This window comes from Planomonospora sp. ID91781, from assembly GCF_015711595.1.
Lineage (GTDB): Bacteria > Actinomycetota > Actinomycetes > Streptosporangiales > Streptosporangiaceae > Planomonospora > Planomonospora parontospora.
Genome location: NZ_JABTEY010000001.1, coordinates 4,103,864 through 4,119,124 on the forward strand (window position 1 = coordinate 4,103,864; position 15,261 = coordinate 4,119,124).

General features: G+C 74.7%; 11 protein-coding genes. 4 read left to right on the forward strand and 7 right to left on the reverse strand.

All coding sequences use genetic code 11. The features are described 5' to 3' along the window. The first annotated feature begins 142 nt into the window (after positions 1-142). Positions 143-1,321 (forward strand): sensor histidine kinase, encoded by a 1,179-nt coding sequence (locus tag HS048_RS18625; RefSeq protein ID WP_068903143.1) that lies wholly within the window; start codon positions 143-145, stop codon positions 1,319-1,321. After that, complete coding sequence (locus tag HS048_RS18630; RefSeq protein ID WP_068903141.1) at positions 1,305-1,991, forward strand: response regulator transcription factor; 687 nt, start codon at positions 1,305-1,307, stop codon at positions 1,989-1,991. Before HS048_RS18625 ends, HS048_RS18630 begins: the two co-directional genes overlap by 17 nt. A 127-nt stretch (positions 1,992-2,118) precedes the next feature. Here HS048_RS18630 and HS048_RS18635 read toward each other — a convergent pair whose 3' ends face one another. Next, positions 2,119-3,711 carry a tryptophan 7-halogenase gene (locus HS048_RS18635; RefSeq protein ID WP_307832536.1) on the reverse strand — a complete coding sequence of 531 codons (1,593 nt, stop codon included), beginning with the start codon at positions 3,709-3,711 and terminating at the stop codon, positions 2,119-2,121. Positions 3,712-3,973: 262 nt separating this feature from the next. Between HS048_RS18635 and HS048_RS18640 the strand changes: the two genes are divergently transcribed. After that, entirely contained in the window at positions 3,974-5,599 is a 1,626-nt protein-coding gene (locus HS048_RS18640; RefSeq protein WP_196467649.1) for an aldehyde dehydrogenase family protein, read from the forward strand. A 48-nt stretch (positions 5,600-5,647) separates the two neighbouring features. Here HS048_RS18640 and HS048_RS18645 read toward each other — a convergent pair whose 3' ends face one another. Next, positions 5,648-6,085 (reverse strand): DUF6640 family protein, encoded by a 438-nt coding sequence (locus HS048_RS18645; RefSeq protein WP_196467650.1) that lies wholly within the window; start codon positions 6,083-6,085, stop codon positions 5,648-5,650. 149 nt (positions 6,086-6,234) lie between these two features. Next, on the reverse strand, positions 6,235-6,978 hold the full coding sequence (locus HS048_RS18650) for a siderophore-interacting protein (protein ID WP_196467651.1): 744 nt from the start codon (positions 6,976-6,978) through the stop codon (positions 6,235-6,237). Positions 6,979-7,198: 220 nt separating this feature from the next. Here HS048_RS18650 and HS048_RS18655 point away from each other — a divergent pair, with 220 nt between their 5' ends. Further along, on the forward strand, positions 7,199-7,921 hold the full coding sequence (locus HS048_RS18655; RefSeq protein WP_196467652.1) for a TetR/AcrR family transcriptional regulator: 723 nt from the start codon (positions 7,199-7,201) through the stop codon (positions 7,919-7,921). A 95-nt stretch (positions 7,922-8,016) separates the two neighbouring features. On the opposite strand, the gene HS048_RS18660 is transcribed toward HS048_RS18655, so the two are convergent. The 4 genes from HS048_RS18660 to HS048_RS18675 all read right to left on the reverse strand — a co-directional run bounded on the left by HS048_RS18660 (position 8,017) and on the right by HS048_RS18675 (position 15,243). Further along, the gene (locus HS048_RS18660; protein ID WP_196467653.1) at positions 8,017-9,114 is read right to left on the reverse strand and encodes an acyl-CoA dehydrogenase family protein; all 1,098 of its coding nucleotides are present in this window, start codon (positions 9,112-9,114) and stop codon (positions 8,017-8,019) included. Between the two features lie 67 nt (positions 9,115-9,181). Then, positions 9,182-10,318: an acyl-CoA dehydrogenase family protein gene (locus HS048_RS18665; protein ID WP_084008975.1), complete on the reverse strand. Its 1,137-nt coding sequence runs from the start codon at positions 10,316-10,318 to the stop codon at positions 9,182-9,184. Between the two features lie 27 nt (positions 10,319-10,345). Continuing rightward, positions 10,346-11,848, reverse strand: a complete 1,503-nt coding sequence (locus tag HS048_RS18670; RefSeq protein WP_196467654.1) for a condensation domain-containing protein — start codon at positions 11,846-11,848, stop codon at positions 10,346-10,348. After that, positions 11,845-15,243 (reverse strand): non-ribosomal peptide synthetase, encoded by a 3,399-nt coding sequence (locus HS048_RS18675; protein ID WP_196467655.1) that lies wholly within the window; start codon positions 15,241-15,243, stop codon positions 11,845-11,847. The genes HS048_RS18670 and HS048_RS18675 overlap by 4 nt, the downstream gene beginning before the upstream one ends. Positions 15,244-15,261: the final 18 nt, after the last annotated feature.

The window sequence follows — 15,261 nt, forward strand, 5'->3', positions numbered from 1 at the left end:
TTCGAAACACCTTCGAACATCCGGAGTGCTCGCTTGCCGGACTTCACGGAACTTCGTACTATCTGCGTTTTAAGCATGTTTTGTGATTAATGTAATGATCCCGGTAAACGGGCGGAACTGCTCCCTAGTGTCGAGGTGTGGGATGGCGCTGCGCGACGACGAGAGTTCCGATGGGGAGGAGCCCGGTTATGACAGGGAAGCCGTTCACGCCGAGGTCGTGGCCTCCTACCGGTCGCTGCTGAGCTCCGCGGGAAGCGTCGTGCTGAGCGACGAGACGGTGGTCGAGCAGCTCGTCCGGCAGGCGGGCCTGGTCGTCGACGACGTGCTGGCCCGCCGCAGCGGCGCCCCTCCGGAGGAGGACGCCCTGTCGCTCCCCCTCAGCATGGAGATCGGCGCCACCCGCGCGCAGCAGGGCGTGCATCCGACGCAGTCGCTCCTCGCGGCCGCCCTCATGTTCGAGGCCGCCTTCCCGGTCCTCGCCCGCAGGCTCGCCGCGCGGGACGACCTGGACGTGCAGGAGCGGACGGTGACCATCGGCCTGGACCTGCAGCGGGCCATCATGGTACGGCTCGCCGTCGGATCGGTGCCCTACGTCAACTTCCTGCTCGCCAAGCTGCTCTCGGCCCACCAGGACGAGCGCCACCGGATCGCGCGTGACCTCCATGACCGGATCGCCCACGGGATGGGGGTGGCGCTGCAGCAGCTCGACCTCTACGAGGTCTACCAGGGTGACGACCCCGAGCGCGCGGCCGCCAACCTGGCGATGGCCCGGCAGGCGATCAACGAGGGGCTGCAGGGCACCCGGCGGCTCTCGGCGGACCTGTGGGAGCGGGTCGGCGACGACAGCCTGGAGGCCGCGCTCGGCAAGTACCTGCGCATCACGGTCCCGCGCTCCACCCGCACCACGCTGACCACGACCGGCGGCGAGCCGAGCCTCCCCTGGGAGGTGCGGGAGGAGATCTACATCCTGCTCAGGGAGGCGGTGCGCAACGCGCTGCTGCACTCGGGCACCGCGGAGATCCACGTGGAGGTCGAGGGGCGGGACGGCGTGCTGCGCGCGGCGGTCAGCGACCGCGGATGCGGGTTCGACGTGACGGCGACGCGGGCGGCGCGCAGCGGCGGGGGACTGACGTCGATGCGGGAGCGGGCCGCGTTGCTCGGCGGCACCGTCAACCTGTCGAGCCGGGTGGGGGAGGGGACGACCGTCGAGGTGCTGGTGCCGCTGGGGGAGGACCCGGCCCTGGGGCCGTGGAGCAGACCGGAGGCGAAGGACGCCGTCACCGGTGAGGAGAGGGCGGGAGACGTTGACCGATCCGGATGAGCGGCGGATCAGGGTGGTGCTGGCGGACGACCACACCCTGTTCCGGGACGGCCTGGCGGAGCTGATCCAGACCGACCCGGCCTTCCAGGTCGTGGGGCAGGCGGCCGACGGGGACAGGGTCCTCGCGCTGGTGCCGGTCCTGCGGCCGGACATCGTCATCGTGGACGTCGAGATGCCGGGGCCCGGGGCCCGGGCGGTCGTCAGCCGGCTCCGGCAGGTCTGCCCCGAGGCGACGGTCATCGTCCTGACGATGCACCAGAACTCCAGGATCGTGCAGGAGCTCCTCGACTGCGGGGCGGCCGCCTACCTCGTCAAGAACATCGCCCGCGACCAGCTGATCGCGGCCCTGCACGCCGTCCACCAGAGCCCGCGCAACGTGCTGCTGTCGGTGTCGCGCGAGACGCTGGGCCACGGGGAGCAGACCGAGGGGGGCGGCCGGCCGCTGTCGGCGCGGGAGATGGAGGTGCTGCGGCTGACCGCCGACGCCTACTCCAACTCCCAGATCGCCACCAGGCTCGGCATCACCGAGGCCACGGTGAAGCGCCACCTGTCCAACATCTACGCCAAGCTCGGCGCCGTCTCGCGGGTGGACTCGGTCCGCAAGGCGATGGCGGCCCGGCTCATCAACCCGGTCATCGACTCGGGGCGGAACGGCCGGCCGCCGGAGTGACCGCGCCGCGGAGGCACCCGGAGGGCGCGGATGCCCGGGAAGAGTCCGGGGCCGGTGCAGAGGGCGACCGCGCCGCGGAGGCTCGCGGAGAGCCCCGCGGCACGGGCCCGGGCGCGGGGAGGCGCCGTCACCTGCCGTGCAGCAGCCGGAGGAACTCGCGGTTGCTCGGCAGCGTGGCCAGCAGTTCCCGCTGCTCCTGCTTGACGTCGGCGAACAGCGCCCGTGCCTGCTCGATCGAGCGCTCCTTGTAGGTGAGCGAGGGGAGGGGGTTGTCGGGCAGGCAGCCTAGTCCGGCGAAAATGCAGTAATAGCTACCGTTTGTCCAGAAATTCCGAAACTCGGCCTCGAAGTTACCGTAATAGGTGCCCTCGTCCGTTACCGGCTGGTTGATGGGCAGGCCGGCCTTGTAGGCGGCCATCTTCCCCTTGATGTTGTCCGTCAGGTGCAGTTCCTTGTTCGCCTTCCAGAACGGCGTGTCGACGCGCGGCGAGTAGTAGAAGTGGGCCTGGAGGAAGTCCCGGGTGTCGTCGAACATCTCCTCGATCTCGCGGTTGAACCCGTCGACCAGGGCGGGGTCGAACCGCCGGTCGGGGAAGTGCTTGGCGAGCTGGAAGATCGCGGCGTAGGTGAAGTAGATGCCGGTCGACTCCAGCGGTTCCAGGAAGCACGAGGCCAGGCCGATGCTGACCACGTTGTTCACCCAGGCGCGGCGGTTGCGGCCGACCCGGAAGCGGATGTGGTTGAAGGAGGTGGCGTCGGGGTCGAGGTTCCACAGGCGGGCGAAGTCGGCGGTCGCCTCGTCCCTGGAGGCGAACTGGCTGCTGTAGACGTAGCCGCTGCCGAACCGGCCCAGCATCGGGATCTTCCACGCCCAGCCCGAGGGCATCGCGATGGAGGAGGTGTACGGCTCGATCCCCTCCGCCTCGTCGTCGTGCGGGACGGAGGTGGCGACCGCGCTGTCGTTGATCAGGTGGTCGCCCATGTCGATGAACGGCTCGGCCATGGCCTTGTTGATGAGCAGGCCGCGGAAGCCGGAGCAGTCGACGAACAGGTCGCCCTCGAGCGTGAGGCCGCCCTTCGTCCGCAGGGCCGTGACGAAGCCCCGCCCGTCCACGACGGGCTCGGTCATCTCGTCCTGGACGTGCACGACCCCCTGCTTCCCGGTGGCGAAGCGCCGCAGGAAGTCGGCGACCAGGTGCGCGTCGAAGTGCCAGGCGTAGGCGGTCGAGCGGCGGCCGTCCAGCCAGCGCGGCGAGAGCCTGGCGTCCATGAGGGGCGGCTCGCGGAAGCACGCGTAGTCGAACGGCTCGCCGGTGCGGCCCTCGTGGACCTCGTTGTACCAGTAGTGCGAGAGGGGCAGCCCGTCGTGGGAGCGCAGGATCCCGAACGGGTGGTAGAACTGGTCCGGCCGGCCGTCCTCCAGCGTCCGGGGGGTGCTCTCGCCCGCGCCGGGCGTGCGCCAGTTGACGAACTTGACCGCCATCTTGAAGCTCGCGTTGCACTCGGGCATCCACTCCTCCTCGGGGATGCCCAGCACGTCGAAGAACGCACGCTGCAGGTTCGGCACGGTCGCCTCGCCCACACCGATCCTGGGGATGGCGGGCGCCTCCAGGACCGTGATCCGCACGCCGCCCTGCAGCACCTTGCCGAGGTAGCTGGCGGCCATCCAGCCCGCCGTGCCGCCACCGAGGATGACCACGTTCTTGATGCGATGATCCACTGCGCGTCCTCCGTTTCCTGGGACCGTGCCGGGCGTCACCGGCGCGGAACGTCGTCGTTCACGGTGGACCGTAGGCCGGGCGGGTCGGTCCGGGGTTACGCCTCCGCAGGGACCCCGGCCGCCGGCGTAACCGGGCGCCGCCGGCGTAACCGGGCACCGACCCGGCCGCGCCTAGGGTCCCGCCGAACCCGGCCGGACCCCGGCCCCGAGGACGCAAGGGAGCCGCGAGAGCCCGGAGGGTCCGCAAGAGAAGGAGCACGGCATGACCGAGACCCTGCCCGCGAGCCCGTCCGCGACCCTGCCCGCGAACCGGGCGGCGACCCCGTCCGCGAACCGGGCCGCGAGCCCGTCCGTGACCCCACCCGTGGGCGGTCCGCCCGCGGACCCGTCGGCGGGCCCGGCCGGTGACGGCGCGACGGCCCGCCCCGCGCCGCCCGTCCACCGGGGCGCCCTGTGGATCGGCGGCCGCTGGACCCCGCCGGACACCTGCGAGAGGTTCACCGTCCTCGACCCGGCGCGGGAGGAGGTCGTCGGCAGCGTGCCCGCGGGCACCGCGGACGAGGCGCGGCGGGCCGTGGAGGCGGCGGCCGCGGCCTTCCCCGGCTGGGCCGCCCTGCCGCTGGAGGCCCGGCTCCGCCCCCTGCGCAGGCTGCTGGAGCTCCTGGAGGCCGACGCCGGGTTCCTGGCGGACACGATCGCCCGGGAGGTGGGCATGCCCCGCCACCTGGCCCGCGGCGTGCAGGTGGAGTTCGCCCTCGGGGTGCTCCGCTCCTACCTGGAGACGCTGCCCTCCCACCCCTTCGAGCAGCGGGTGGGGGGTTCGGTGGTCCTGCGCGAGCCCGTCGGCGTCGTCGCCTGCATCACCCCCTGGAACGTCCCGCTCCTGCTCGTCATGCAGAAGCTGGTGCCCGCGCTCGCGGTGGGCTGCACCGTCGTGCTCAAGCCGAGCGAGCTCGCCCCGCTCAACACCTTCCGCCTGGCCGACCTGCTCGCCGAGTGCGACCTGCCGCCGGGCGTGGTCAACCTGGTCAGCGGCGCCGGCCCGGTCGTCGGGTCGGCCCTGGCCGAGCACCCCGGCGTCGCCATGGTCTCCCTGACCGGCTCCCAGCGCGCCGGCCGGAGCGTCTCCACGCTCGCGGCCGGCACGGTCAAGCGGGTGCACCTGGAGCTCGGCGGCAAGAGCGCGAACATCGTCCTGGACGACGCCGACCTCGAGACGGCCGTCGGCGCGGGCATCCGGCAGGCCTGCTTCAACTCGGGCCAGGCCTGCCTGGCCTGGAGCCGCCTGCTCGTCCCGGAGGCCCGGTACGGCGAGGCGGTCGAGATCGCTGCCGCGACCGCCGCCTCCCTGCGCACGGGCGACCCCTTCGACCCGCGCACCGACCTGGGGCCGCTGATCTCGGGGGCCGCACGGGCCCGGGTGCGCGACCACATCCGGCTCGGGGAGCGGGAGGGGGCCCGGCTCGTCGCCGGCGGCGCGGCGGCCCCCGAAGGCCTGGACCGCGGCTTCTACGTCCGGCCCACGGTCTTCGCCGACGTGCACAACGGGATGAGGATCGCCAGGGAGGAGATCTTCGGCCCGGTCACGGTGCTGATCCCGTACGTCGGTGAGGACGACGCGGTGCGGATCGCCAACGACAGCGACTACGGCCTGCACGGCGCCGTGTGGTCGGCCTCGACGGAGCGCGCGCTGGCGGTCGCCCGCCGGATCCGCACCGGGAGGGTCGACGTGAACGGGGCGCCGTTCAACCTGCTCGCGCCGTTCGGCGGGTACAAGCGGTCGGGCAACGGGCGCGAGCTGGGCGACTGGGGCGTGGAGGCGTTCTGCGAGGTCAAGGCGGTGCAGATCGGCTCGGGCCAGGCGCAGGTGGAGATCGGCGCCCGCTGACGGCCCCGGCGGGCCTCCGTCACCGGGGTTCCTCCGGGGGGCGCCGGTTCACGGAGAGGCGGCGGGCCCGGCGGGCGTCCGCCGGGCCGCCGCCGCCGCGCCGAGCAGGACGAGCAGGAGGACGACCGCCATGAACACCTGCCCGTGCAGGCCGAGGACGAAGACGGTCCGGTCGGCGAACTCCGGGTCGTATGCGGCGGTGCCGGGGAACAGCAGCGCGCCGATCATGCCGACCCACGGGACGGACAGGACGGCGGCGGCGTGCAGCAGCGCGTCCCGGCCTCGCCGCAGCGCAAGGGTCAGGCCGATGAGGCCGAGGAGCACGGTCATCACCATGTACTGGGCGTCGTGGAACTTGGCGTGGGGCGGCCAGCCCGGGTTGAAGGCGTGCTGCGCCGCCAGGTCGGGGATGACGAGGTCGGCGAGCACGGCGCTGACCGTCGTGGTCGCCGCGACGAAGGTGATCAGGAGACGGGGGAGGCGCATGGGAGGCCTTTCTGCCTGGGAGTCCAGGTGCGAGCGGGGTGAGCGGGTGTGTGGGGAGCGCGTCCGGTGGGTGCGGATGAGCGCCTCCCGGACGGGGCCGGCGGGTCCGGCCGGACTCCACCGGGAGGCGTTCACTTGCATCCTCACTGTCAGTGCAGGCCACGCTTGCCCGGGGCCCAGAACGGCTTGGTCCTGACCGAGGCCCGCGGCCAGTTGCGCTCGCGCACCAGGAAGTCGCGCACCATCTGGCAGGTCCTGGCCTCGCCGGCCACGTAGGCGGCCCCCGCGTTGCCCGGCAGGTCGAGCTCGGCCACGGCTTCGAGCAGCACCCGGGAGGAGACGGCGGGGGCGCCGCGGCGGTGGACGCGGCGCAACGGCCGCGCCCCGGGCAGGGGCAGGTCGTGCTCGGGGGACTCGCCCTCCAGGACGCCGTACACCTCGGCCGAGGCGTCCAGGGCCCGGATCATCGGCCCGAAGGCGGCGCCGGCGGTCTCCTCCCCGATGAACACGTGGTAGGCCGCCTCGCGGGTGAAGAAGTCGCCCTGCGGCCACCAGAAGGTCGTCCGGTCGCCGGGCCGGACCGTCCGCGCCCACGTCAGGCCGATGCCGTCGCCGGCGTACAGGTGGACGCGCAACTCGATCGCCTTCCGGTCGGGAGCGAGCTCCCAGATCGTGTAGGTGCGCAGCGTCTCGGCCGGGCGCAGGATGCCCGACACCGACAACGGGTCCTTCAGCTGGATCCTGATGTGCTGGCCCGGGGTGTAGGGGAAGGCGACGGGCCGGTCGGTCTCCAGCCGGATCCGGCGCATGGCGGGGGTGACCTGCTCGGCGACGGTGACGGTCGCCTCCATGGCGTACTTGCCGAACAGGCGGTCGCGCATCGTGCGGGCCATGTCAGGTGTCCTTGCGCAGCCGGACGTGGGCCGCCCTGGACAGCCCCCACCACACGGCCGCGACCAGCACCGTCACCGTCACCGTCACCGCGAGAACGGTCCACCACGGATGAGACTCCACGCTCTCTCCTTAATGCCTCTAGATTATTTAGAGCCATTAAGGAAACATAGATGCCCTAAGATGTCAACGGCGGCCGAGGGATCGACAAGAGGAGTGACGATGTCCGCGAGCACCGGCAGACGGGAGAGGCTGCGCCAGGCCACCCTGGAGGAGATCCACGCGGCCGCGCGCAGGCTGCTGGTCGAGCAGGGATCGGCCGCGGTGACCGTCAACGCGGTCGCCCGGCGGGTCGGCATGAGCGGCCCGGCCCTCTACCACTACTACGCCGGGCACGACGAGCTGGTCGGCGCGGTGACCGCCGGCTTCTTCCGCGAACTGGCCGCCGCGATGGAACAGGCCCGCGACGCCCGCCCCGGCGCGCCGACCGGCGACCGCATGCTGGCCGTCTGCCGCGCCATGCGCGTCTGGGCCACCGCCCACCCCGCCGAGTTCGGCTGGATCTTCGCCAGCCCGATCACCCCGCCCGACCGGCGGCCGGACTCGGCGCGCCACCGGGCCGCCCTGCGGTTCGAGCAGGTCCTGCTGGATCTGACCGTCGAGCTGTGGCGGACGCGGCCGTTCCCCGTCCCCGACCCGGCCGGCCTGCCCGCGTCCCTGCGCGAGCAGCTGACCGCCTACTCCGCCGCCATCGGGGGACGGCTGCCGCCCGAGGCCGCCCACGTCTTCCTGTCGTGCTGGATCCGGCTGTACGGCCTGCTGTGCATGGAGGTCCTGCACCAGCTGGACTTCGCCTACACCGACATGGAGCCCGTCTTCGAAGAATGCCTGCGCGACCTGGCCGCCGCCCTCGGCCTCGACTACTCCGGCCCGCCGGACGCGTGACGGGGCCGGTTCATCCGCGTGAGGTCAGCCGCCGCCCTCGGCCTCGGCCACTCCGGCCCGCCGGACGCGTGACGGGCCGGTCCGTCCGCGTGAGGTCAGCCGCCCGCGGCGGTCTCCCAGAGCATCGTCGGCCGGCCGCCGCGCAGCGCCTCCCAGGCGACCCTCCGGTAGCACGAGGCCACCACCGAGTCGCGGGCCAGCCCGGACGCGCCGTGCAGGTGCACGGCGTCGCGCGTGACGTCCAGGGCCGTCTCGGCGGTCAGGGCGAGCAGGCCGGCCGCGTCCGCGGACCCGAGCACCCCCCGGTCCAGGGACCTGGCGGCGTCGGCGACGGCCCAGCGCACGGCGTCGAGCCGGGCCAGCAGCCCCGCGACCCGCAGCCGCGGCGCCTGGTGCCTGGACAGCGGCTGGCCGAACTGCCGGCGGCCGCGGACGCGTTCCACCACCGCCGTGAGCGTGGCCGCGGCGAGCCCCATCAGGAGCGCCGCCTGGTAGACGGCGCCGCGCAGGCCCACGCGGGCCAGCGCCCGCTCCGCCTCGCGGCCGCGCAGCAGCACCGCCTCCGCGGGCACCCGGACGCCGGTGAGGGCCGCCGCCGCGGCCGGGCCGCCGCCCCGGTCGGCCAGCTCGCGCAGTTCCACACCCGTGCCGGGCAGGGTGACCAGGCTCACCTGGGGGCCGTCGGAGGTCTCGGCGAGCAGCAGCAGCGCGCCCGGCTCGACCCCCACCGAGAAGGGGCCCGCCGTGCCGGAGAGCAGGCCGCCGTCCCCGCCCGGGTCCGGCCGCCAGGCCAGGCCGGTGGACAGGCAGCCCTCCAGCCCCGGCAGGCGGCCGGGGATCGGCACCGGGAGCCCGCCCGCCCTGATCCGGTCGAGCAGACCGGCGCGGTCGGGCACGGCGGCGAGCAGGTCCAGGGTGACGAGCGTGCCGAGCAGGGGCAGCGGCTGCATCGAGCCGCCGACCTCCTCGCACAGCATGCTCACCACGGCGTGCCCCAGTTCCAGGCCGCCGCGCTCCAGCGGCACCCCGAACTCCCAGGCGCCGACGTCGGTCAGGGCCTCCCACGCCTGCTGCGGGCTCCCGCCGCCGTCCAGCAGCGCCTGCCGCACGGTCAGGCGGAGCTGGCGGAAGAGCGGGTCCTCCTCCTCCCACTCGGTCCACCACTCGCCGGTCATCGGCTCCATCGCGGTCATCGCGCCTCCCCGCGCAGATCTTCCCCCGGCCGCGGACGTCCGCGGCCGGTCCCGTCCGAGGGCGCGGTCACGGCCGCACCTCCGCACCCGAGTCGAGGCGCAGGCGGGCCAGCGTCTCCAGCATCATCTCCGAGGTCCCGCCGGAGATCCGCATCCCCGGAGCCTCGCGCGCCGCCACGTCGAGCGGGTCGGCGACGCCGTCCTCCCCGGCGATCATCGCCTGGTCGGCGCCGCGCTCGGCCGCCCACCAGGCGATCTCGGCGGCCAGCTCGGTGGTGTACCACTTGGCGGCCGCCGCCTCGTCCTCGTTGAGCTCGCCCCGGTCCAGCCGGGTCAGCACCCGCCGGACCAGCGTGCCCGCCGCGACGAGGCGGGCGTTGAGCCGGGCCAGCCCGATCGCGTCGTGCTGGCCGATCCCGCCCCGCAGCCGCCCGGTGGCGGCGGTGGCGGCGCGATGCCAGCGCAGCGCCTTGACGTAGTAGTCCAGACCGGTCCGCTCGTAGGCCAGCGTCCGGACGACGATGGCCCAGCCCTGGCCGGGCTCGCCCACGACGTCGCCGGGCCCCACCTCGACGCCGTCCAGCGTCACCTCGTGGAAGTCGTCGTCCATCAGGGCCGGGATCGGCTCGATCCGGACCCCCTCGCCGGCGAGGGGGACCAGGAACAGGGTCAGCGCGTCGTCGTCGTCACGGGCCAGGCAGAGGGCGTGGTCGGCGAGCCTGGCGAAGATGGAGTGCGTCTTGGTGCCGTGCAGCCGGTAGCCGTCGCCGTGCCGGACCGCCCGGGTGGACAGCACCGACAGGTCCGAGCCCGCGTGCGGCTCGCTGAACAGCACGCAGCCGAAGGACGTGCCCGCCGCGAAGCCCGGCAGGTGCCGGGCCCGCATCTCCGGGCCGGCGCAGTTGAGCAGCGTCGTGCCGACGATCGACACGGTCAGCGTGTGCAGCAGGTCCGGCACGTCGTGCATGGCCAGTTCCTCGACCAGCACCGCGGCGGTCACGTGGCTCACGCCCCGGCCGCCGTACTCCACCGGCCACTGCGGCGCGAGCAGTCCCGCCCGGCCGAGCGCCCGGTGGACGGGCCGCGGATCGCGCCGCCGCCTCGCCTCCGCGATCGGCGCGGAGGCGAGGATCTCGCGGATCTCGTCGCGCAGCGCCCGCACGGGCGCCTCGCTGTGCTCCCACAGGAGCTCGGACGTGAGCATGGCTTCCCTCCCTCAGGTGAGTACGGCTCAGGTGAGTACGGCCGACCCCGGCTCGTGGACGGCGGCGGACAGGACCCGCCCGACGCCGTCCACGAGGTCGCCGACCTCGGCGGCGGTGGCCGCAAAGCGGTTGTACTCGGCGGTTCCGGACACCCGCCCGTCCCGCTCGACGAGTCCCACGCAGGCCAGCGCCGTCGCCGGGACCGGGCTGTAGAGCTCCAGGTGCCGCGCCGGAGGGCCCGGCACCTGCTCCACCGAGATCCCGGGCAGGTCGAGCGGGACCGCGGGGTAGTTGTGCAGCGCGAACAGCACCGAGTACGGCGGCGCGGCCCCGTCCCCGGCCCCGACGCCGCCTCCGGCGCGGCCCCGGCCCTCGCCGAACAGCGCGTCCACCGGCAGCCGCTGGCGGGCCAGCGCGTCCGTCACGGCCCGGCGGGCCCGGCCCAGCAGCGACCGGAACGACGGCCGCCCCGAGCAGTCCACCCGGATGGGCACGACCGTGGTGAACTGCCCCACGGCGTCCTCCATCCCGGACAGGACCCGGCCGGCCGCGGGGGTCCCGACGACCACGTCGCGGCTGCGGCGGCCCGGCTCCTCGCGCTCCTGCCGGCGGGCGAGCACCACGGCCAGCGCGGCGAGCAGCGTCATGAACGGCGTCGCGCCCTCGGCGGCGCCCAGCGCGAACCCGGCGGAGGTCGCCGCCGGGTCCAGCCCGACGGGCAGGTGGCCGCGAGCGAACCCGCGCGCCGCCCGGGCCGGGGGCAGCCCGGCCAGGGCGTCCCGCCAGTGGCCGAGTTCCGCGGCCCCGCCGGGGCCCTCGAGCCAGCGGCGCTGCCAGGCGGCGAAGTCGGGGAACTGGAGCGCGGGCGGGGCGCAGGCGCGCCCCCGGTAGGCGTCGGACAGGTCCTTGAGGAACACCGCCGACGACCACCCGTCGAAGAACGCCAGGTGCGCGGCGAGGACGAGCACGTGGTCGTCCTCGCCGAGCCGCAGCAGCCGGAACCGGGTGCTCTCGCCCGAGGCGAGGTCCAGGTGGCGCCGCGCGCTCCCCGCCACCTGCCGCGCCACCTCGGCCGCGCGCCGCCCCGGCGGGGCGTCGGCCAGGTCCAGCACCTGCAGCCGCAGGTACGGCTCGGCGGTGACGTGCTGCACCGGCCCGCCGGGGCCGCCGTGGCCGCCGTCCAGCCGGGTGCGCAGCGCCTCGTGCCGGCCCAGCACGGAGGTGAGCGCGGCGGCCAGGGTCCCGGGGTCGAGCGGGCCGCGCAGCCGTACGGCGTGCGAACCCGTGCCCGCGCCGGGATCGGCGGCCTCCTGCAGGAACAGCCGCGCCTGCGCCGGGGTGGCCGGCACCGGCCCGCCCCCGGCGCGGGGCGCGGGGCGGGACGGCACGGGCGCCTGCGCCTGGAGCAGGAGCCTGGCGAGCTCCCGCTTGTGCGCCGGGAGCGCGTCCAGGACGTCCGGCGTGTCCTGGAGGCCCGGGAGATCCCGGAGGTCCGGGCTCCCCTGGCGCTCCGCCGGGGCGGCCGTCACGACGCGCCCCCGCCCGCGCGCAGCGAGCGGAGCATCTCCGCCGCCTCCTCGTCGCTCATCTGCTCGATCCGGTCGAAGACCGACAGCAGCCGGTCCTGCTGGGCGGCGGCGTCGCGCTGGGCGTCGCGGACCAGCGCGGCCAGGCCCGCCACGGTCGGCCGGGAGAAGAAGTCCGCCAGCGCGATGTCGACGCCGAAGTGGCCGCGCACCCGGGAGACCACCGTGGTGGCCTGCAGCGAGCTGCCGCCCAGGGCGAAGAAGTCTCCCTCCACGTCCACCTGCTCGCGCCCCAGCAGCGGCGCGACGATGCCGCGCGCGATCTTCTCCTCGACCGCGTCGCGCGGCGCCGTCCCCTCCGGTCCGGCCTGGTCGGCGGGGACCGGCAGCGCGGTGAGGTCCACCTTCCCGTGCGGGGTGAGCGGCAGCTCGTCGAGCGTCACGACGACCGGGACCATGTAGCCGGGCAGCAGCGCGGCGGCGCCCCGCCGTACCGCCTCGGCGTCCGCGGTCCCGACGGCGTAGCCGACGAGCACGCGCTCGCCGTCGGCTCCGGCGACCACGGTGACCACCGCCTGCTCCACGCCGGGCTGGCGGGTGAGCACCGCCTCGACCTCGCCCGGCTCGATCCGGAACCCGCGCAGTTTCAGCTGCCGGTCGGTGCGGCCCAGGAAGTCGAGGTTGCCGCCGGGCAGCCAGCGGGCCAGGTCGCCCGTCCGGTACAGCCGCGCGGTCGCCTCCCCGTCGGCGTAGGGGTTGTCGACGAACCGCTCCGCGGTCAGCTCCGGCCGCCCCAGGTAGCCGCGCGCGACGCCCGGCCCGGCCACGCACAGCTCGCCGGGGACGCCGGGCGGCACCGGCCGCAGCCGCTCGTCCAGCACGAACGCCTGGTGACCGGCCATCGGGCGGCCGATCGGCGGGTTGCGGTCGTAGGAGCCGACGCAGTTCATGAGCGTCACCGCGACGGTGGCCTCGGTCGGCCCGTACCCGTTGACGAAGCGGCGCTCCCCGGCGGTCCACTCGGCCACCAGCCCGCCGGGGAAGGCCTCGCCGCCGACCGACACCAGGCGCAGGTCGGGCAGGCGCCGCTGGTCCAGCAGGGGCATCAGCGCGGGCGGCAGCTCCGCCACCGTCACCCCGGTGCGGCGCATGAGCGCCGTCAGCAGTTCGGGGTCGCGCCGCTCCTCGTCCCCGGCGACGACCAGCTCGGCGCCGGCCAGCAGGGTGGTGAAGATCTCGAACACCGACACGTCGAACGTCAGGGGGGCGAAGTGCAGGACCCGGTCGGACTCGGTGATCTCGTAGTCCGCCGCGATGGCCCGGGAGAAGTGCGCGACCGAGCGGTGCTCGACCATGACCCCCTTGGGGACGCCGCTGCTGCCCGAGGTGTAGAGCACGTAGGCCAGATCCCCCGGCTCGCAGACCGGGGACACCGGGGACACCGGGGACGCGGAGGGCGTTCCGCCCGCGGGCGGCCCCGGGACCGGTACGGCCGCCACGTGCCCCGGCAGCACTCCCGCGGAGTCCGGGCCCGCGCCGCCCGTACCGTCCCCGCCGCCGGGACCGCCGGAGCCGCCCGGCACGAGGGCGAGGCGCACCGAGGCGTCGGCGAGGATCGTGGCCACCCGCTCCGCCGGGGCGGCCGGGTCGACCGGCAGGTAGGCGGCGCCGGCCTTGAGCACCCCGAGCACCCCGGCGACGGCCGCGGGGCCCCGGCCGAGGAGGACCGCCACCGGCTCGTCCCGGCGGGCGCCGCGGGCGCGCAGCCCGTCCGCGACGGCGTCCGACCAGCGGTCCAGCGTCCCGTAGTCGACCACCGCGTCCCCGGAGCGGACCGCGACCGCCCGGGGCCGGGCCCGGGCCCGCTCACGGAACAACCGGTCCAGCGTCGCGGTCCAGGCCGCCTCGTCGACGGGCCCGCCGCGGGAGAGCTCGCGCGCGTGCCGGGAGGCGCCGGGCTCCTCGACGAGGCTGAGGTCGCCCACCCGGACCTGCGGATCCTCCGCGACCTGCCGCAGCACCCGCTGGAACGCCTCCAGCAGCCCGGCCGCGGTGCCGTACCGGTACAGGGAGGTGTTGTACTCCAGCGACAGCTCCAGGCCGTCGGACTCACCGGCCAGGAAGCTCATGTCGAACTTCGCGGCGCCGTCGTGCTTCTGCTCGATGCAGAACTCCACGCCGCCGGCCTCGGCGCGGTGCGCGCCCCAGCGGCCCAGGGAGGTGAACTCGATCTGGAACAGCGGGTGGCGCAGCGGGTCGCGCGGCGGCCGTACGGCCTCCACCACCTGCTCGAACGGGAGCTCGCTGTGCGCGAACGCGTCCATCACCGTCGAGGAGGTGCGGCCGACCAGCTCCAGGAAGGTCAGGTCGTCGGTCACCTCCGTGCGCAACGTGATCATGCTGACGAAGCAGCCGATGAGCCGCTCCAGGTCGGGGTGGGGGCGCGAGGCGCTGGCCGTGCCGACCACGACGTCCTCGGACCGGGTCCAGTGGCGCAGCAGCGCGTTGAACGCGGCCAGCAGGGTGGTGAACACCGTCGTGCCCGCCGCCTCCGCGGTGGCCGACAGCCTGCCGAGCGTCTCGGCGTCCAGGGACAGGGAGAGCCCCTTGCCCTCGCCGCGGGTCTCCGGCGTCCGGGGGAAGTCCGACATGACCTCCGTCGCCCGGGAGCCCGCCAGGATGCGGCGCCAGGACTCGGCCAGGGCCGCGGACCGCTCGGCGTCGAGCCTCTCCCGCTGCCAGGCCGCGAAGTCGGCGTACTCCACCGGCAGGCCCGGCAGGTCGTGCTCGCGCCCGGCCACCGCCGCCTCGTAGCCGGAGGTCAGCTCCTCGGCGAACACCCGGGTCGACCCCGGGTCCCAGACGACGTGGTGGACCACCCACAGCAGGACGTGCTCGTCGTCGGAGAGGCGGACCAGCCGGGCCCTGATCGGCGGTCCGGCGGCCAGGTCGAACGGGGCCGCCGCGTCGGCGGCGGTGAGCTCGGCCAGCTCCCGCTCGGGGTCGTCCCCGCCGGACAGGTCGGTCTGCCGGACGCCGACCACGTAACCGGGGACCGGCTCCTGCCAGGGCAGCCCGTCCACCTCGATCAGCCTGCTGTGCAGGACCTGGTGGCGGCGGACCACCGCGTCCACCGACTCGCGGAGCGCCGCCGGGTCGAGCGGGCCGCGCAGCCGCACCGACAGCGCGATGTTGTTGCGGGTGCGGCCGCCGCCCAGCCGGTCGACGAACCACATCTGCTCCTGCTGGAACGAGGTCCTGGCGCGGGAGCCGTGGTCGAGGCGGGTCAGCGCGGTACGGCCGCCGCCGCCCGCCGACATCTGGCCGCGCATCTGCCGCAGGAGCCGTGACCGCTGCCCCTGGGGCAGCCGGCCGAGCCGTTCGGCGAGGTCGCTCATGTCAATCCTCCGTCAGCG